The sequence below is a fragment of the Prochlorococcus marinus XMU1419 genome (assembly GCF_017695955.1).
Classification (GTDB): Bacteria; Cyanobacteriota; Cyanobacteriia; order PCC-6307; family Cyanobiaceae; genus Prochlorococcus_A; species Prochlorococcus_A marinus_AD.
This window is the reverse complement of the sequence record NZ_JAAORO010000002.1, coordinates 202,069-220,482: the sequence shown is the minus strand read 5'-3', so window position 1 is coordinate 220,482 and position 18,414 is coordinate 202,069. Positions and strand designations below refer to the sequence as shown.

Annotated in this window: 20 protein-coding genes and 1 tRNA gene; 14 read left to right on the top strand and 7 right to left on the bottom strand. The window is 31.6% G+C overall.

The features are described 5' to 3' along the window. The first annotated feature begins 110 nt into the window (after window positions 1-110). Window positions 111-767 (top strand): phosphoribosylglycinamide formyltransferase, encoded by a 657-nt coding sequence (purN, locus tag HA151_RS04805; RefSeq protein WP_209106366.1) that lies wholly within the window; start codon window positions 111-113, stop codon window positions 765-767. Here purN and argC read toward each other — a convergent pair. Further along, on the bottom strand, window positions 751-1,806 hold the full coding sequence (argC, locus tag HA151_RS04800) for an N-acetyl-gamma-glutamyl-phosphate reductase (protein ID WP_209106365.1): 1,056 nt from the start codon (window positions 1,804-1,806) through the stop codon (window positions 751-753). The two genes, purN and argC, sit on opposite strands and share 17 nt — an antisense overlap. Window positions 1,807-1,894: 88 nt before the next feature. On the opposite strand from argC, the gene ribBA reads away from it, so the two are divergent. Next, the gene (gene ribBA, locus HA151_RS04795) at window positions 1,895-3,619 is read left to right on the top strand and encodes a bifunctional 3,4-dihydroxy-2-butanone-4-phosphate synthase/GTP cyclohydrolase II (protein WP_245151593.1); all 1,725 of its coding nucleotides are present in this window, start codon (window positions 1,895-1,897) and stop codon (window positions 3,617-3,619) included. A 4-nt stretch (window positions 3,620-3,623) separates the two neighbouring features. Here the strand turns inward: ribBA and HA151_RS04790 are convergent, their stop codons facing one another. The 5 genes from HA151_RS04790 to HA151_RS04770 form a co-directional block, all read right to left on the bottom strand. Then, on the bottom strand, window positions 3,624-4,061 hold the full coding sequence (locus tag HA151_RS04790) for a peptidylprolyl isomerase (RefSeq protein ID WP_209106364.1): 438 nt from the start codon (window positions 4,059-4,061) through the stop codon (window positions 3,624-3,626). A gap of 37 nt (window positions 4,062-4,098) precedes the next feature. Continuing rightward, window positions 4,099-4,479 carry a DUF3110 domain-containing protein gene (locus HA151_RS04785; RefSeq protein ID WP_209106363.1) on the bottom strand — a complete coding sequence of 127 codons (381 nt, stop codon included), beginning with the start codon at window positions 4,477-4,479 and terminating at the stop codon, window positions 4,099-4,101. A gap of 19 nt (window positions 4,480-4,498) precedes the next feature. Then, the gene (locus HA151_RS04780) at window positions 4,499-5,470 is read right to left on the bottom strand and encodes a DnaJ C-terminal domain-containing protein (RefSeq protein ID WP_209106362.1); all 972 of its coding nucleotides are present in this window, start codon (window positions 5,468-5,470) and stop codon (window positions 4,499-4,501) included. Next, complete coding sequence (gene dnaK, locus HA151_RS04775) at window positions 5,421-7,418, bottom strand: molecular chaperone DnaK (protein ID WP_209106361.1); 1,998 nt, start codon at window positions 7,416-7,418, stop codon at window positions 5,421-5,423. The genes HA151_RS04780 and dnaK overlap by 50 nt, the downstream gene beginning before the upstream one ends. 213 nt (window positions 7,419-7,631) lie before the next feature. Continuing rightward, a tRNA-Ser gene (locus tag HA151_RS04770) sits at window positions 7,632-7,718 on the bottom strand. A gap of 51 nt (window positions 7,719-7,769) precedes the next feature. Between HA151_RS04770 and HA151_RS04765 the strand changes: the two genes are divergently transcribed. The 9 genes from HA151_RS04765 (at window position 7,770) to psaK (ending at window position 13,958) form a co-directional block, all read left to right on the top strand. Then, on the top strand, window positions 7,770-8,144 hold the full coding sequence (locus HA151_RS04765) for a 2Fe-2S iron-sulfur cluster-binding protein (protein WP_209106360.1): 375 nt from the start codon (window positions 7,770-7,772) through the stop codon (window positions 8,142-8,144). A gap of 5 nt (window positions 8,145-8,149) precedes the next feature. Continuing rightward, on the top strand, window positions 8,150-8,998 hold the full coding sequence (locus HA151_RS04760) for an inositol monophosphatase family protein (protein ID WP_209106359.1): 849 nt from the start codon (window positions 8,150-8,152) through the stop codon (window positions 8,996-8,998). An 18-nt stretch (window positions 8,999-9,016) separates the two neighbouring features. Beyond that, window positions 9,017-10,162 (top strand): ATP phosphoribosyltransferase regulatory subunit, encoded by a 1,146-nt coding sequence (locus HA151_RS04755; RefSeq protein WP_209106358.1) that lies wholly within the window; start codon window positions 9,017-9,019, stop codon window positions 10,160-10,162. A gap of 117 nt (window positions 10,163-10,279) precedes the next feature. Beyond that, window positions 10,280-12,184 carry a molecular chaperone HtpG gene (gene htpG, locus HA151_RS04750; RefSeq protein WP_209106357.1) on the top strand — a complete coding sequence of 635 codons (1,905 nt, stop codon included), beginning with the start codon at window positions 10,280-10,282 and terminating at the stop codon, window positions 12,182-12,184. Window positions 12,185-12,221: 37 nt separating this feature from the next. Beyond that, window positions 12,222-12,458 (top strand): 50S ribosomal protein L28, encoded by a 237-nt coding sequence (rpmB, locus tag HA151_RS04745; RefSeq protein ID WP_209106356.1) that lies wholly within the window; start codon window positions 12,222-12,224, stop codon window positions 12,456-12,458. 5 nt (window positions 12,459-12,463) lie between these two features. Then, complete coding sequence (locus HA151_RS04740) at window positions 12,464-12,997, top strand: peroxiredoxin (protein WP_209106355.1); 534 nt, start codon at window positions 12,464-12,466, stop codon at window positions 12,995-12,997. Window positions 12,998-13,000: 3 nt separating this feature from the next. Continuing rightward, window positions 13,001-13,303: a DUF2499 domain-containing protein gene (locus HA151_RS04735; protein ID WP_209106354.1), complete on the top strand. Its 303-nt coding sequence runs from the start codon at window positions 13,001-13,003 to the stop codon at window positions 13,301-13,303. Next, window positions 13,296-13,631, top strand: coding sequence for a DUF3593 domain-containing protein (locus tag HA151_RS04730; protein ID WP_209106353.1), 336 nt, complete (start codon window positions 13,296-13,298; stop codon window positions 13,629-13,631). Before HA151_RS04735 ends, HA151_RS04730 begins: the two co-directional genes overlap by 8 nt. Before the next feature lie 66 nt (window positions 13,632-13,697). Continuing rightward, entirely contained in the window at window positions 13,698-13,958 is a 261-nt protein-coding gene (gene psaK, locus HA151_RS04725; RefSeq protein ID WP_011818394.1) for a photosystem I reaction center subunit PsaK, read from the top strand. Between the two features lie 19 nt (window positions 13,959-13,977). On the opposite strand, the gene dxs is transcribed toward psaK, so the two are convergent. After that, the gene (dxs, locus tag HA151_RS04720) at window positions 13,978-15,867 is read right to left on the bottom strand and encodes a 1-deoxy-D-xylulose-5-phosphate synthase (RefSeq protein ID WP_209106352.1); all 1,890 of its coding nucleotides are present in this window, start codon (window positions 15,865-15,867) and stop codon (window positions 13,978-13,980) included. 116 nt (window positions 15,868-15,983) lie between these two features. Here dxs and ilvA point away from each other — a divergent pair, with 116 nt between their 5' ends. The 3 genes from ilvA to HA151_RS04705 all read left to right on the top strand — a co-directional run bounded on the left by ilvA (window position 15,984) and on the right by HA151_RS04705 (window position 18,414). Next, complete coding sequence (gene ilvA / locus HA151_RS04715) at window positions 15,984-17,531, top strand: threonine ammonia-lyase, biosynthetic (protein WP_209106351.1); 1,548 nt, start codon at window positions 15,984-15,986, stop codon at window positions 17,529-17,531. A gap of 69 nt (window positions 17,532-17,600) precedes the next feature. Beyond that, window positions 17,601-18,098: an SMC-Scp complex subunit ScpB gene (gene scpB, locus HA151_RS04710; protein ID WP_209106579.1), complete on the top strand. Its 498-nt coding sequence runs from the start codon at window positions 17,601-17,603 to the stop codon at window positions 18,096-18,098. A 37-nt stretch (window positions 18,099-18,135) separates the two neighbouring features. Beyond that, window positions 18,136-18,414 carry a YggT family protein gene (locus HA151_RS04705; RefSeq protein WP_002807500.1) on the top strand — a complete coding sequence of 93 codons (279 nt, stop codon included), beginning with the start codon at window positions 18,136-18,138 and terminating at the stop codon, window positions 18,412-18,414.

The following is an 18,414-nucleotide window of genomic DNA, read 5'->3' as shown; positions in this document are numbered from 1 at the left end:
AATTTGTTTAAATTATTATCTTCAAATAAATATGTTTTTGAATATAAACAATTAACATTGAGGGTTTTTTTTATTTCATATGAATTTATCATTAGATAAAATAAAAAAAATTGGAAAGATCTTTTAATTACATAATTTCGCCTGAGATATCTGAATTTAGAAGATTTTCACCAAAATTAAAAATAGGTGTACTTGCTTCAGGGAAAGGAACAAACTTTCAGGAATTAATTAATCTCTCAGAAAAAGGAGAATTAGATATAGATATAAAAGTTTTAATTACTAACAAAGATGAAGCCGGTTGTATAAAAAGAGCTGAAAGTAAAAAAATACCTCACAAAATTATAAGAGGCAAAGACTTTCTGCAAAAAGAAGCTTTTGAATTAGAAATTGTAAATACTTTAATTCATTACGATGTTGAACTTGTTGTTATGGCAGGCTGGATGAAAATTGTTACTCCATTTTTTATTAATAAATTTAAACATAAGATAATAAATATTCACCCTTCATTACTTCCCGCATATAAAGGTGGTTCTGCGATAAAGGACTCTATATTAAATGGTTCAAAAATAACTGGTTGTTCAGTACATTTTGTAGAAGAGGAGGTAGATAGTGGATCATTGATAATGCAAGCTGCATTATCAATTAGAGATGATGATGATATTGAATCACTTTCCAAAAGGATACAAATGCTTGAGCATAAAATTTTACCTTACTCAATCTCTCAAGCTGGTTTCTTGATAAGAAGTAATCTTATGGAAAATTATTAATTAAATCAAGACCTTCATCCATTGAAAATCCACTCATAATATTTAAATTTTGAATTGCTTGCCCAGTTTGACCTTTTAACAAATTATCAATTGCAGACAAAATAATAATCCTTCCGTTTCTAGTATCAACTTTAACAGAAAGGAAAATTTGGTTTGTATTTTTAACCCATTTTGTTGAAGGGTATGTATCTACAGGTAATACTTTAATATTTTTAAAATTTCTGTAATAATTATCCAAAAGAATTCTGCAATCATCAGAGGTTAATCCTGGATCTCTTAATCTCCCATATATAGTCGAATGCATACCCCTTGAGATTGGAACCAAATGAGGTGTAAAAAGCAGTTCAATTTTATTTCCAGAAATTATAGATGCTACTTGCTCGATCTCAGAGGTATGTCTATGGTTTATCAATCCATATGCTGATAAGCCTTCACCACATTCTGATAAGAGAAGGTTTTGGTTTGGTTCTCGACCTCCTCCAGAGGTTCCGCTTTTAGAATCAATAACTATTCCTTCATTTTCAATAATTCCTTGCGATAGATAAGGAACTAATGGAATAAGAGCAGATGTTGGATAGCATCCTGGACAGGCAATTAATCTTCCTTTTGAAATGGCTTCCTTATTTATTTCAGGAAGACCGTAGACTGCCTCTTTACATAAATCATCATCATTCCTTTTATAAATAGCAGCTTCTTTGGAATATACATTTTTCCATTCATCTAAGGACTTATATCTGTAATCTGCAGATAAATCTATAACTTTAAGTCCTCGATCTAATAATTTTCTTGTCAATGTTGAAGATAAGCCATTTGGTAAGCAAAGCAAAGCAACATCTGCATTTTTTGAAATATTATCTACGGAAATATCTTCTATAAAAGGATCATTATCTAGATAAATAAAAGGAAAATTATCATTCCACTTTGATCCAGATGTTTTATTACCTCCTAAAAATGAAATTTTGTGTTTTTTAATTCTCTTTAAGAGATTTACCGCTTGAATACCGCCGTAACCAGTAGCACCTACTATTGCAACATTCATTTCTTTGAATTGGCAGACTTTGAGATAGGATTATAAAGTGTTGAATTTAAGGTAACTAAAACACTATTTTTCTATATTGATAGGAATAATGAAAGAAACAAGTCCCAAATCAAATAATGGAACAATTTTGGATATAAATGAATCTTTTAAAATTGAATTTGATCCTATCAGCGATGCGTTGGCAGCTATAAGAAATGGTGAATGCATTATTGTTGTAGATGATGAAAGAAGAGAAAATGAAGGAGATTTAATATGTGCGGCTCAGTTTGCAACCCCTCAGCAAATTAATTTTATGGCTACTGAGGGACGGGGTCTTATATGCCTAGCAATGCAAGGTGAAAAACTTGATTCATTAGATTTACCATTAATGGTAGATAGAAATACAGATGAAAATCAAACAGCTTTTACGATATCAATTGATGCTGGTCCTGAAAATAATGTTACTACAGGAATTTCTGCTGAAGATAGGGCAAAGACAATACAAGTTGCTATAAACCCAAATACAAAGCCTGATGATTTAAGGAGGCCAGGACATATTTTTCCATTAAGAGCTAAAAAAGGTGGAGTTTTAAAAAGGGCAGGTCATACCGAAGCCGCTGTAGATATTGCAGCAATGTCAGGCCTTTATCCCGCTGGAGTGATTTGTGAAATACAAAATCCTGACGGTTCCATGTCAAGACTTCCCCAACTAAAAGAATATGCTAAACAGTGGGGAATGAAATTAATATCCATTGCTGATTTAATAAGTTATCGTTTTCAAACTGAGAGATTTGTATTTAGAAAATCTGATGCTGTTCTTCCAAGTATTTTTGGTAATTTTAAAGCATATGGATATATTAATGAACTTGATGGTTCGGAACACGTTGCTTTAGTAAAACAAAAATCATCAAAACTAAGCGAACCTGTGCTTGTAAGAATGCATTCAGAGTGCTTAACTGGCGATGCTTTTGGATCATTACGTTGTGATTGTAGACCTCAGTTAGAGGCTGCCTTATCAAGGATAGAGAAGGAGGAAGAAGGAGTTGTTGTTTACTTGAGACAAGAAGGCAGAGGTATAGGTTTAATAAATAAATTAAAAGCTTACAGTTTGCAAGATGGTGGATTAGACACTGTAGAAGCTAATGAAAAATTAGGTTTTCCAGCTGATCTCAGAAATTATGGAGTTGGAGCACAAATATTAACTGATCTAGGGATAAAAAAATTAAAATTATTGACCAACAATCCTAGAAAGATTGCGGGATTAGGTGGTTATGGAATAGAAGTTATTGAGAGAGTTCCATTAGTGATTTGTCCAAATGATAATAATGCAGAGTATTTGAGTGTAAAAAAAACAAAGCTAGGCCATATGATTGATGAAGATAATTTTAATTCCAGGAATATCGATCCATTTATATCAATTTTTCTTGACGGAAATTATAAATCTATTGATCTAGTTCCAATAAAAAATAAAGTTATTAAATTCTGTAGTGATCAAAAGATAAATATTAAACTAGAAAGTAGTCCAAGATTATTGGCTTTTTGGAACCGACCAAAATTAGTATGGCGAATTTTACACGATCAGAACAGAACCAATTCCAACATTACTGATGAGGAAATAAAGAATATAGAATTATTTATTCAGTTTTTATCCAAATATGAAAATAGTACAAAGATTGGCATTATTGTTTCTAGAAACATTGAGCAAGCATTACACCCAAAAAGTAGCATCAAACTAATCAATACTAAATTCACTATTAATAATGAAATCTTATATTCATCTACAAGAAAATTTAATCTAGATAAAGAGACATTTAGTATTGTTTTTGGTGGCTAAATTACTATTTTAAAGTTGCTTTTAGAATTTTTGATCCATTAGTAAGCTTTAACACTACATCCATATCATCTGTCTTACCAAAAACAGTATGAACTCCGTCGAGATGAGGCTGTGGTTCATAAACTATGAAAAACTGACTACCACCTGTATCCTTTCCTGCATGTGCCATAGAAAGTGAACCTTTTAGATGTTTTTTGGAATTAATTTCACATTTAATATTATATCCAGGACCACCAGTTCCAGGCATACCAGATGCTCCGTCACGGGTATTAGGACATCCACCCTGAGCCATAAATCCAGGTATAACTCTGTGAAATGCTAAACCATCATAAAAACCATCACTAATCAAATTAGTGAAGTTTTTAACTGTATTAGGTGCGTCTTCAGAGAAAAATTCAATATTAATGTTCCCAACTTCTGTTTCAAATAATGCAGTTGTCATGTTTTATTTGTTTAATAATTTATTGTTATTTTAATAGCTAAAGCAACTTTTCAAGGTTTTCCTTAATGGTATTTATATCAATGTTATCCTTATTATTATTATCTTGTTCCCAATTTTCAACTTCTAGATTTTTCTGAGGCGGTGAAATTAATAACCTGTCTTCGGCTGTTTTAGGAACAAAATTTTTCTCTACTAATTTAAATTCATAATCTAACTTAATACAGAAATCTTTTATATCATCTATGTCGATCATTTCAACAGTAGGTAAAGGAAAATCTTGAGCTTCTAGTAAACCACAATATCTTGTTGCATCGTCCTTATCTTCAAACATAAGAACAATTGTCCTTCCTTTAAGTTCGATTGAATGAATTCCTTCTTTATCTGTTCCTGAATTATATAAAAGAACAAATATGTTCATAAGTTGCAATTTTTTCTTTTTATATAATATTTGATTGGGAATCAGAAAGTGATAATTCTTGTAATCTTGTATATAAAGCAATTTCTTCATCATTAATATCGGCAGGAATGACTACCAAAATTTCAACATATTGATCACCTACGTTATCTTCGAATGTTAAACCTCTACCTTTCAAACGTAACATTCTTCCAGTAGATGATTTTGGAGGCACTTGAAGAGTGACATTTCCATCAAGGGTAGGAACCTCAACTGCACAACCGAGAAGAGCATCATGAGGAAATAACTCTAATTTATATAGAACTCTCAAACCATCGATTCTTAGGCCACTTTCCGTTTGAACTTTTAACTGTAGATAATGATCTTTCCCTCCCCTTGCAATATTTTCAAGTCTTAATCTCCAGCCATCTCCAGCAAAAGGAGGTGTGTCAACCTCAACTACTGTTTGATCTTCTAGTTCAATTAAAATTGAAGCTCCATTTAATGCCTCATCAGGTGATAATTCAATAATTGTTTCAATATCCTGGTGAAGTTTTACTGGAGGAGGCTCTTCTGGAGATGTTGTAGGGTATTCATAATTATTAAACTCATCACTATCTATATTTATCGATTCATCTTCTTGAGAATCATTATCATAATCGTTATAATTTCTAGATCTATATTCATATCCAAATAACGAATCTAGATAATCCTGAAAATCAGGAAACCCTGTATTGAAATTATTATTATTCTCATTCTGAATATTTAAATCTGGATTTTCAACTCTTTTGTTTGGATCACGTAGGTATTCGTATGCTTCATTAATTAATTTGAATCTTTCTTCTGCGTTTAGATCATTTTTATTTAAATCTGGATGCCATTTTCTCGCTTCTCTTCGAAAGGCCTTTTTAAGTTCTTTATCGTCGAAATCATAGGATAAACCCAAAATCGACAAATAGTCTTTTTTAGAGGAAGTAGTCATTGTCCCATGGATCATCGTCCCTAGAATTACCATACCTCGAATTTCTATAATTTCTATTCATTTGATTATCCCAAGGGTCTTCGTCCCAATAATCATCTGAGAACAATTCATCTTTTAATGAGCCAAATGTATTTTTAATGCTCTGTAATGGGTTATTCTCAGTTTTTCTTTCTGATGCAAATTTTCTGTTTAAACCAAATAATGCTTCTTGTAATGCACTTACTGAAAATTCTAATTCTCGAGGATCTTCATCATCTATAAATTCTTCAACATCTTGTATGGCTAATTCAACTGCACGTTGTTGTCTTTCAGCCCCATAAGGTCCAAATTCTAATGAAGCATCCCTAAGCCTTCTCTCAGCTTGTGCAATAAGAGTTAAAGCATTATTTTTTCTATCAATGACAGATCGTTTCTTTCTATCTTCATTAGCTTGTGATTTTGCCTCTTCAATTATCGAATTAATTTCTTGTTCATTTAAATTTGAGCCTCCAGAAATTGTTACTGTTTGTTTTCTTCCAGTAGTTCTATCAGTAGCACTAACTTCTAAGAGACCATTTGCATCAATATCAAATGCAACTTGAACCTGTGGAATTCCTCTGGGTGCTGGTGGTATTCCAGATAACCTAAATTTACCAAGTGATTTATTTTCAGCGGCTAATGGCCTTTCACCTTGCCTTACTTGAACGACAACTGATGACTGATTAGCTTCTGATGTACTAAAAACATCAGATTGCCTTACTGGTATTGGTGTATTACGAGGTATAAGCACTTTCATAAGACCTCCAATAGTTTCTAAACCTAAAGAAAGAGGAGTAACGTCATTTAACAGTAAATCTTGTAAATCACCACTTATTATTCCGGATTGTATCGCAGCACCAATTGCTACCACTTCATCTGGATTAACGGATTGACAGGGATCATTAGGAACAAGAGTCTTGACTAATTGTTGAACCATTGGAATTCTTGTGCTGCCGCCGACAAGAACTACCTCATCTATATCTTCTGCTTTCCATCCAGAGTCATCTAGGGCTATTTGAACTGGCTCTAATAATCTGTCTAATAGATCTTGAGATAATGATTCAAATATTTTTCTGTCTAAAGTCTCTTCAATATGTAATGGGCCTTCGTTATTTGTAGTGATAAAAGGTAAGGATATTTTTGTTTTTTGTAATCCAGACAATTCACATTTAGCCTTTTCAGCAGCTTCAGTTAACCTTTGCAAAGCTTGTCTATCCCTTCTTAGATCTATTTCATGTTTAGAAATAAATTTTTCAGCAAGCCAATCTACTATTTTTGAGTCAAAATTGTTTCCTCCTAGTTGAGTATCTCCACATGTGGCTTTAACATCAAAAACACCATTAGAAATTTTTAGTAAGGAAACATCAAATGTTCCTCCACCTAGATCAAAAACCAAAACATTATTTGATGAACTTTTTTCAAAGCCATAAGCTAGAGCAGCTGCAGTAGGTTCATTTAAGATTCTATCTACTTTGATACCAGCCAATATTGCAGAATCCTTTGTAGCTTGCCTTTGAGATTCATTAAAATAAGCAGGGACTGTAATAACAGCAGACTCTACAGTATCTCCAAGATAGGTTTCAGCATCATTTATTAATTTTCTAATTAATGAGCTGACTAATTCTTCAGGAGCATACTCTCTTTTTGTATTAGGACTAAGAACCCGGACACTGCCCGCATCATTCGCCTTAACATTATAAGGAACAGAAATACTTGTATCATCTAAATCGTCCCATTCGCTACCTATGAACCTTTTTAAGTTATAAAAGGTATTCTTTGGATTTAAAACAAGTTGTCTTCTTGCTTGGTCACCTATAACTATTTCTTTATCCTTTGTAAAACCAATTATAGAAGGTGTAGTTCTAGATCCCTCGGAATTTGCAATAACAATTGGACGACCAGCTTCTATAACTCCAACGACAGAGTTAGTAGTACCTAAATCAATTCCAACTATTTGCCCCATGATTTTAGATCGCTAAATTAAAGCAAAATTTACTAATAATTTAATTAATTTTTATCTTAGATATTTACATATAATAGTAAAAATCAAATATTTTCAACTTAATTTAAATAAATAAGATTATTTATTATCTCTCAAAAAGACTAAGGTCTATTTTTAAAAGTTCTATAAATACAATAATGTTGATGTAATTAACCAATATCAATTAATATGAAACGGAGAGAGAGGGATTCGAACCCTCGATAAAGTTGCCCCTATACAGCATTTCCAGTGCTGCGCCTTCAACCACTCGGCCACCTCTCCCAGGATCTCCCCATTTTAACTCTTTATCATCACATTTTTGAGGAAAGTTATTTGAATAAGACTTTCAAAGTCACGATTAAAAACAAAGAAACTGGAAAGGTTTACCAAGAGATGGTTAATTGTGACGAATATATTCTTAAGGAATTTGAAAAGAAAGGTTTTAAGCTTCCATTTTCATGTAGAAATGGTTGCTGTACGAGTTGTGCCGTTAAAGTAAGATCTGGTACATTGCAACAACCTGAAGCTATGGGGGTATCACAAGCCTTAAAAGATAAAGGTTATGCTCTTCTTTGTGTAGCAAAAGCCACTACAGATCTTGAGGTAGAGACTACATATGAGGATGAAGTATACGATTTACAATTTGGTCAATATTTTGGGAGAGGAAATACAAGAGTTGCTCCACCTTGGGAATTTGAGGAAGATTAATTATCATGTTTGAATCAAGTGAAATAGATCAACTTGCAAATCAAGTAAACTTTTCCTTTTTATATGAAATAGCTAAGAAAGCGGCACAAATTGGCAATGAAATTTTAAAAGTTAATTACAATAAAATTCAGAAAATATCATCAAAGGGTAGGAAGGGTGATCTAGTTACCAATGTAGATTTGGAAGTTGAAAATAAAATAAAAGAATATTTATTAGAAGAGACACCAAACATATCTATAAATGCTGAGGAATCGGGAAAATTAACTAAATCTTCTGATTTAACTTGGTGTATAGACCCATTAGACGGTACAACAAATTATTCCCATGGATATCCTTTTTTTGGAACTTCTATTGGTCTTGTATATAAAAATAAGCCAATTATAGGAGCTATATCAGTACCTTACTTAAATGAATTATATTCAGCCTGTATAGGTTTAGGCTCATTCTGCAATGATAGTAAACTTTTAGTATCGAATCCCTATAATCTTTCTGATAGTTTACTTGTAACTGGTTTCTCTTACGACAGATTTGAGACAGAGGATAATAATTATGCAGAATTTTGTTATCTAACACATAAAACTAGAGGAGTTAGAAGAGGGGGAGCAGCGGCAGTTGATTTAGCATTTGTTGCTGCAGGTAAAGTCGATGGATACTGGGAAAGAGGATTAGAAGTATGGGACCTAGCGGCCGGTGCTATTATTGTTAAAGAAGCTGGTGGTATTATTTCTGATTATCCATCAGGCGAATTTAATTTAAGTTCAGGACGAATTTTAGCTTGTTCTCCCAGCCTTGAGAATGAATTAAAAAATGAACTAGATAAAGTCTCTCCATTTAAAAAAAATCTCTATACCTAAAATCCGTTAAATATTAAAATGACAGATATAAAGGAAATTAAATTAGTCGATGTAAAAAATAACTCCAACATCATAAATAATTTAAATAGTATTTATAAACTATGGGGCTATGAAGAGGTTTCACCCTCATTTATTAATACACTAGAGACGATAAAAGGCCGTGGCGTTATTGATGAAAATCAGGTTGTGGGAATAGTGAGTAATAATTCATTATGTCTTAGGCCAGAAATGACAACATCTATAGTTAAATTGTCATCTACTAGATTAATAAATAAGAAAAGACCGATAAGATTATTCACCAATGGAATGGTCTTTGATAAAAAAGATAATAAAAACTCCATTAAGTTACAAGAGAAATTGCAGAGTGGTATTGAATTAATTGGATATGATACAAAATTCCCAGAAATTGAAGTGATTAATATATTGTTTGATGCAATCGATAATATTAATTTGAAGGATGGTTGTAATTTATGTCTACTAGTTAGCACTACAAAAATAATGGACTTGATATTGAACAAATATAAGAATAATGTTGAGGAAATTAAAAAAAGTCTAGTTAACTTTGATCAAGATAAATTATCTAAATTAAGTATTGATGATGATGATAAATATATACTTAAAGATTTATTATTCACACGAGGAGAACCAATTGCAGTATTAAACAAATTGAAAGTTATATTTGGCACTAGTAAAACTCTTGATGACTTAAATTCTTTATTTAAAACATTATCAAAAATATCAAATAAATATGATGTTAAATTGCAACTTGATCCTACATTTCAACCTCATTTGAATTTATACGAAGGAATAGTTTTTCAACTAATAGGGGACGATGGTAAAAATAAAAACGTGATCGCAAAAGGTGGAAGATATGATGAACTAGTAAGATTCTTTAGTCCAAATGAGAAAATCTTAAATGGAATTGGATTTTCAATTTCAATAGACGTCTTAAGAAATCTAATTAAGGACGAACAGGCAGATAAAAAAAGGATATTAGTAATGTTTAAAGATTCTTATTTATTAGAAAAAGGTATGAATGCACAAAAAGAACAACAGAAAATTGGAAATATTGCTGTCTTACACTTAAATCCTTGTGATAACTTGGCTAAAGCTAATCAAATTATGAAAGAAAACAATTGTAGTGAGATCTTATGGATTAAATAAATACTTTTAAAAGTTAATTTAGGTTTTTAAATTTAAATATTGTTCGGACAATACTCCTAATAAAACTTGATTAACTAGTTTTAAGGAAATAATATTTAATATGTTTGATTTTTTAAAATGGAAAAAGGCGAAATTCGTATTAATACCGAAAATATTTTCCCAATCATCAAGAAGGCAGTATATTCTGACCATGAAATCTTTTTAAGAGAACTTGTAAGTAACGGTGTTGACGCAATAAGTAAACGAAGAATGGCATCTATGGCTGGCGACTGTGAAAATACTGAAGAAGCTCAAGTAAAAATATCTATTGACCGTGAGAATAATACACTAACAATTTCTGATAATGGAATTGGAATGAATGATGAAGAAATTAAGAAGTATATCAACCAAGTTGCATTCTCAAGCGCAGAAGAATTCCTTACAAAATACAAAAAAGATAATGATGAATTTATAGGCCATTTTGGACTTGGTTTTTATTCAAGTTTTATGGTGGCAGATAGAGTTGATATATTAACTAAATCAGCAATTGGAGAATCAAAAGCATTCAAGTGGTCATGTGATGGATCGCCAAATTTCACTTTAGAAGAATCAGAAAGAGAGACAATTGGGACAGATGTGATTCTTCACCTACTTGATGAAGAAAAAGAGTTTATTGAGCCTGAAAGGATTAAATCATTAATAAAAAAATATTGTGATTTTATGCCAATAGATGTCTTATTGGAGGGTGAGACAATTAATAAGAAAAATCCTCCATGGAGAAAACAACCTAGCGAATTAAAAGATGAAGATTATATTGAGTTGTATAAATACCTTTATCCTTTTCAGGGAGATCCACTCTTATGGATTCATCTTAATACAGATTATCCATATGACATACAAGGAATATTGTATTTTCCTAAATTGTCTGGTCGTGCAGACTGGGAAAAGGGAGAAATTAAACTATTTTGTAATCAAGTATTCGTAAGCGATTCAATTAAAGAGATTGTACCAAAATACCTCTTACCTCTGAGAGGAGTAATTGACTCTACAGATATACCGCTAAATGTTAGTAGAAGCGCATTACAAACAGATAGAAAAGTTAGATCTATATCTTCATTTATTTCAAAAAAAATCGCTAATAAACTTAAGGATTTGATAAAAAATTCTCCAGAATTTTATGCTGAAATTTGGGATTCAATCTCTGCTTTTATTAAAATTGGCGCTATTGAGGATGAAAAATTTGCTGATTTAGTTGATAACAGTATAATATTCGAAACCATCATCAATTCAGAAAAAGACGTAATTAAAGATATTGAAAATAAATCCCTCATCAAATCCAATGATAAATATTTCACAACTCTCACAAATTACAAAGAACGAAATAATTTAACAGATTCTAAAAAGATAATTTATTGTTCAGATCCAATTGCTCAGTCAAGCGCATTAAATATCTGCTTATCTGATAACAAGGAAGTTATTAAATCAGATCCTTTAATTGATGCACAATTTCTTCCTTGGTTAGAAAGTAAAAACGAAGATTATCAGTTCCAAAGAGTCGATTCTGAAATAAATGAACTAGAAGATAAAGAATCTAAAGAAATTGTAGATAAGGATGGCAAATCAAATACAGAAAATCTTAGAGATACTATTGTAAAAGCACTTAACAATGAGAAAGTAACAGTTAAAGTTCAGTCACTTTCAAGTAAAGGTGCACCACCTGCGATCATCTTGCTTCCAGAGCAAATGAGAAGAATTAATGATATGGGTGCTTACATGGAACAAAAGATGCCTGGCTTACCTGAATATCATGTGCTTTTAATTAACAAGGAACATCCTCTTATCGTAGGTCTTAATAAAATTACAAGCAATAAAATAATTATTGATAAAAAAGACCCTATAGAAAATCCATTGGCATCTAAAATTGCAAATCATGTTTACGATATGGCTAAACTATCAGTGGGTGGATTAGATCAAGAACAGATTATCAATTTACAAAATAATAATGCCGAATTAATGTCAGAATTGCTTAATTCAACAAATTGAGTCGTGTGTTAGAATTTTAAATATATAATTCAAAATTATGTCAAGAGTTTGCGAACTGACTGGAGCAAAAGCTAATAATGGTATGGCTGTGAGTCACTCACACATTCGTACAAAAAAATTGCAACAAGTTAATCTACAAAAAAGGAGACTTTGGTGGGAAGAAGGCAAAAAATGGGTAAATGTAAAAATTAGTACCAAAGCACTAAAATCTATACAAAAAGTAGGATTAGATAAATTTGCTAAATCAAATGGAGTTGATTTAAAAAAATTCTAAATTTGATGAGAAATTTAGTTGTAAGTTTATTAATACCATTCATTCTTTTATTTAATTGTAATTCAGCAATAGCCTTTGACTTTGCTCCTGAAGTGGGAGATACAGCTCCAAACTTTCAATTAGAAGGTTTTAATAAAAACATTAAATCAAAAAAAATATGGGAATTAAATGATTTTCAAGGTAAGTGGCTTGTTATGTATTTTTATCCAAAGGACTTTACAGCAGGTTGCACTCTTGAAGCTAAAGGTTTTTCTGAATTAAAAAAAGATTTTTCAAAATATAATGCCGAAATTGTTGGGATTAGTGCTGATAATCAAGATTCTCATGAAAGATTCTGCAGTGAGAAATCCATAAACTACACTTTATTAACTGACCCTAATGGGATTATTAGTGATAAATATGGTTCTTGGATCCCTCCATTTTCAGATAGAAATACTTTTTTGATTTCTCCAGAAGGAGAAATTTCATATAGATGGATAAGTGTTTTACCTATAAATCATGCCAAGGAAGTACTTAATGTACTAAAGAAAAAAATTTAAATTTTGCACGAACTTTCATTTGGAACTTGGTTAATTCATATCTCTTCAGTCATTGAATGGATTTTTACAATCTTTGTCATATACAAAATTTCTACATTTAAAGAATATAATTTATTTTTTTGGTTATGCTTAGCGATGGTCCCAAACTTAATAGGAGCTATGTGCGCTATAACTTGGCATATCTATGATAATCAAGATGCATTATATGGATTAGTAACGCTTCAAGGGATATTTACATTTATTGGAAATTCAACATTAGCTGTTGCATCATTCACTATTTTTAGAAAGAAAGTGACTTATGAATGACTTATTTATAAAATTTATAGAAAAATTAGCTTTAATTGATAATACAGCTTTGTTCGCAGTATCAATAATTCCATATGCAATATTTTTGTTTTACTTATATAAAATCAAAACTGTTAATAATTTTGTAAAAACAGGATTTTCCTTAACTCTTTTATTTGTATTAATAACTATATTGGTATCATTATTCACACTAAATAATTATGATAAAACCCTTGTTGAGGTTGACTTCCTGCATGGTTTTGCAGAATCCTTCTTAACTCTAAGTGATTTTGTTATTTTGTTTGGATTTATAAAGTTGTTAAATAGTTTAGAAGTAAATAACTCTTAAGACCTTTTACAATTTTGTGTTTTTTAGGTAAAAGTATTAGAGAATATATGAAAATAACGATTTTTTATGTTTACTACATTATTTGCAGCTGCAGATCCAGCAACTTTTTCTTGGTCTCCAAAGTGTGCCGTCGTAATGATTGCATGTAATGTTTTTGCTTATGCTATTGCTAGAGCAACTATCAGAAAACCTAATGAAGGTTTTGAAATACCTAATTCGAAATTCTATGGTGGTTTAAGTCACGCATCTGTCGTAGGTGCTAATTGCCTAGGTCATATTTTCGGAATTGGTGCAATCTTAGGATTAGCCTCACGTGGTGTTTTATAAAAATTTATTTATTAAATTTTTAATTATTGAACTTGAATTTCTTAACAATTTTATCTGCCATCTGATCAGGCATAAGGCCTAATTTTTCTTTACTCTGGTCAGGTGAAGCATGGTCAACTAAAACATCCGGTATACCTATTCTGTATACAGGAATGTTTACTTCATTATCGTTAAGTAATTCAACTATTGCAGAACCAAATCCACCTATTAAAGTTCCTTCTTCCATAGTAACCACTTTTTGGATACTACTTGCTAAGGGCATAATAAGATTTTTATCTAGAGGTTTAACAAATCTTGCATTAACAATACATGCATTAATGTTAATATTTTTTAGGATCTTTGCTGTTTCGATAGCTGATGCAACCATCGATCCATAAGCAATAATTAAAATATCTTCTCCTTCTTCAAGTATTTCAGCTTCACCTATATTCAAAGGTTCCCAACCTTCATCCATTACAGCCACTCCTAATCCAGAGCCTCTAGGTATTCTAAGAGCAGTTGGTCCCTTATGGTTTATTGAAGTTATTAACATTCTCTGTAATTCAGACTCATCTTTTGGCGCCATCAATACAAAATTAGGTATGGATCTCATATAACTGATATCGTACTGACCTTGATGAGTAGGTCCGTCAGCTCCCACTATGCCAGCTCTATCAAGTACAAACGATACAGGTAAATTTTGTATCCCTACATCATGAATTAATTGATCAAAAGCACGTTGAAGAAAAGTACTGTATATAGCTACTACAGGTTTAAGACCATCGCAAGACATTCCTGCCGCAAGAGTAACTGCGTGTTGTTCAGCTATTCCCACATCGATATATTGATCTGGGATATTTTTTTGCAATATGTCTAAACCAGTACCAGTAGCCATTGCTGCAGTAATACCAATAACTTTGCTATCTTGTTCACATATTTTCAATAAGGTTTGACCAAATATTTTACTATAACTAACAGGCTTAGGTTTCTTTGATGGAATAGATTTCCCAGTTGTCAAATCAAATGCAGACTGCGCATGATATCCAACTTGATCAGCTTCTGCATAAGGGTAACCCTTCCCTTTTGTTGTAACAACATGAACAAGTACAGGTTTTTTAAGTTTATGAGCAGCATTAAAAGTATTAACTAAATTTCCAATATCATGACCGTCAATTGGACCCATATATGTGAATCCAAGTTCTTCAAAAACAGCACCAACCTTAGGTACAGATAGTCGTCTAACGCTTCCTTTGATATTTTTTAGTTCTTCTGGAATATCCTTACCAATTAAGGGAATATTTTTTACACTTTCTTGAACACTATCGGATAAAAATTGCAATGGTGGACTAACTCTTACCTTATTTAAGTAAGTTGAAAGGGCTCCAACTGGAGGTGAAATAGACATATCATTATCGTTTAATATCACAACTAGAGGAGTATTTGGTAAGTGACCTGCATGATTTATAGCTTCTAATGCCATTCCTCCAGTTAATGCTCCATCTCCAATAACAGCAACACATTTATAATTCTCACCTTTTTTGTCTCTTGCTATTGCCATTCCTAAAGCAGCAGAAATAGAAGTGCTCGCATGTCCTGCACCAAAATGATCAAATTTGCTTTCACTTCTTTTGAGATATCCAGCTACTCCATTTTGTTGCCTAAGGGAATCAAATTGTTGGAAGCGTCCTGTTATTAATTTGTGAGGATAACCCTGATGTCCTACATCCCAAATAACCTTATCGAAATCTAGATCAAGAGTTTGATATAAAGCTAACGTTAACTCAACTACACCTAATCCAGGTCCAAGATGTCCACCACTAGTAGATACTACTTGAAGATGTCTTTCTCTAATTTGACAAGCAATTTCCTCTAATTGTGAAACTGTTAAGCCATGTAGTTCATTTGGGTGACTTAACTCACTTAAAAGCATTGAAAAAAAATTGTTATCTATCTAATTTAAAACGCCGAGGTGCAAAATGAGTATTTTTTATGAAATAGATCATGTAATGTTTTATTAGATTAATAATTAATGCTAAAAATATATATATGAATGATTATTTTGAAAAAATACTTCAAGCTGAAGTCTATGAAGTAGCAAAAAAAACACCATTAGAGAAAGCTCATAATTTAAGTAATACACTTAATAATGAAGTTTTCCTAAAAAGAGAAGATCTCCAAGATGTATTTTCATTCAAAATAAGGGGTGCATATAACAAAATGAGTAAGCTCTCTAATTCACAGCTTGCTCAAGGAGTAATTACTTCAAGTGCCGGCAATCATGCTCAAGGGGTTGCACTTAGTGCACTCAAGTTAAATTGCCAAGCAACCATATTAATGCCCATAACAACACCTCTAGTGAAAGTTAATGCAGTAAAAAATTTAAAAGCAAAAGTTATATTACATGGTGACAATTATGATGAAACTTACCAAGAGGCACTAAGGATAAGCCACGAAAGAAATTTATGCTTTATTCATCCATTTGATGATCCAGATGTAATTGCAGGACAAGGAACTATAGCTATTGAACTTGAACAGCAACTAAAGGACAAACCTTATGCGATTTATATTGCTGTTGGTGGTGGTGGATTGATATCAGGAATTTCTTTATATATTAAAAAAATATGGCCTGAAGTAAAAATAATTGGCGTAGAACCTGAAGACGCAGACGCTATGACAAAATCGTTGGAGGAAGAAAAAATTGTGGAATTACACTCTGTTGGTCAATTTGCGGATGGAGTGGCGGTTAAAAAAATTGGTAAAAATACTTTTGATATTTGTAGAAAATATATAGATCAAATGATTAGGGTTAATACTGACGAAATATGTGCTGCTATAAAAGATGTTTTTGAGGATACTAGATCAATATTAGAGCCCGCAGGTGCCTTATCAATTGCAGGAATGAAAAAAGATATTTTAAATTCGAATCATTCAAATAGAAAAATGGTTGCGATTGCATGTGGTGCAAATATGAATTTTGAGAGGCTTAGATTTGTAGCAGAAAGAGCAGAACTTGGAGAGTGTAAAGAAGTAATGATGGCTGTTGAAATACCTGAACGTGCTGGTAGTCTAATTGATTTTTGTAAGTTACTTGATAACAGAAATTTAACCGAATTTAGCTATAGGATGGCGAATTCTAAGAATGCCCAGATTTTTATAGGAGTTCAAGTCTATGGGTTAAATGATAAAAATAATCTTTTAAATGAATTTAGAAATTCGGAATACGCATTTATTGACATAAGTGATGATGAACTATCTAAAAATCATCTCAGACATATGGTAGGTGGAAGATTACCAGTGAATTTTAAAGAGATGGATAATAGAAACTTTGTAGAACTTCTATACAGATTTGAGTTTCCTGAAAGACCTGGAGCATTAATAAATTTCTTAAATAATATGAAATCTAATTGGTCTATAAGCGTATTCCACTATAGGAATTATGGTGCTGATGTAGGGAAAATTGTTATTGGAGTTTTAATTGATAGAAATGAAATTTTAGAGTGGAATAAATTTGTAAGAATTCTAGGCTATAAATTCTGGGACGAAACTCAAAACGATACATATAAATTATTCCTTGGTGCAACAGAATATATTTAAGGTAAATTAGGAATGATTTAGGTAAAAAAAATCAATCAATCTGATCTAAATACCACGCCAAAATCTGATATAGATCTAGTTACAAAAGTTGAAGCTGTTCTATATTTGAAAGGCAGACCAATAACAAAAAAGGATCTTTCAGAAATTACTAATTCTGATATTAACTCGATTAATGATGCAATCATAGATCTTAAAAATAAATACTCTAATCCCAACTCAGCTATTGAATTAAATGCAGTTAATAATAGTTATTCTCTCGAATTAAAATCCAGTCTTAATGAATTCGTCGATGATTTACTTCCTTCTGATTTGAAAACATCCGAATTAAGGACATTGGCAACTATTGCGATCAAAAAAAAGATCCTGCAATCGGATCTTATACTTCTTAGAGGTTCAGGAGCCTATGATCATATTAAAGAATTATTAGAAAAGAAATTTATCGTCAAGCGGAAGCAGAAAGATGGTAGATCATATTGGTTATCATTATCAGAAAAGTTTTTTCAAACTTTTGCTGTAAGTAATGAATATCTCTCAAATATAGGTGGCAGTAATAATAAGCAGCAATAATAAGTAAATGTTAGGATGTATTAAATTTCCAAAAATAATGTTATCTGAGATTTTTGCAGTTCTGGGCCAAACTCTATCAATTTATTCATTCATATTGATAATAAGAATTTTACTTACATGGTTTCCAGGTATTGATTGGAGTAACGGTGTTTTATCTGCATTAACTTCTATCACAGATCCTTATTTAAACATTTTTAGAGGTATTATCCCTCCAATAGGTGGATTTGATATTTCATCATTATTAGCTTTTTTACTTTTAAATGTTATTCAAAACTTAATTACAAATCTCCAGTATGCAAGTTTGGGTTATAGCTAA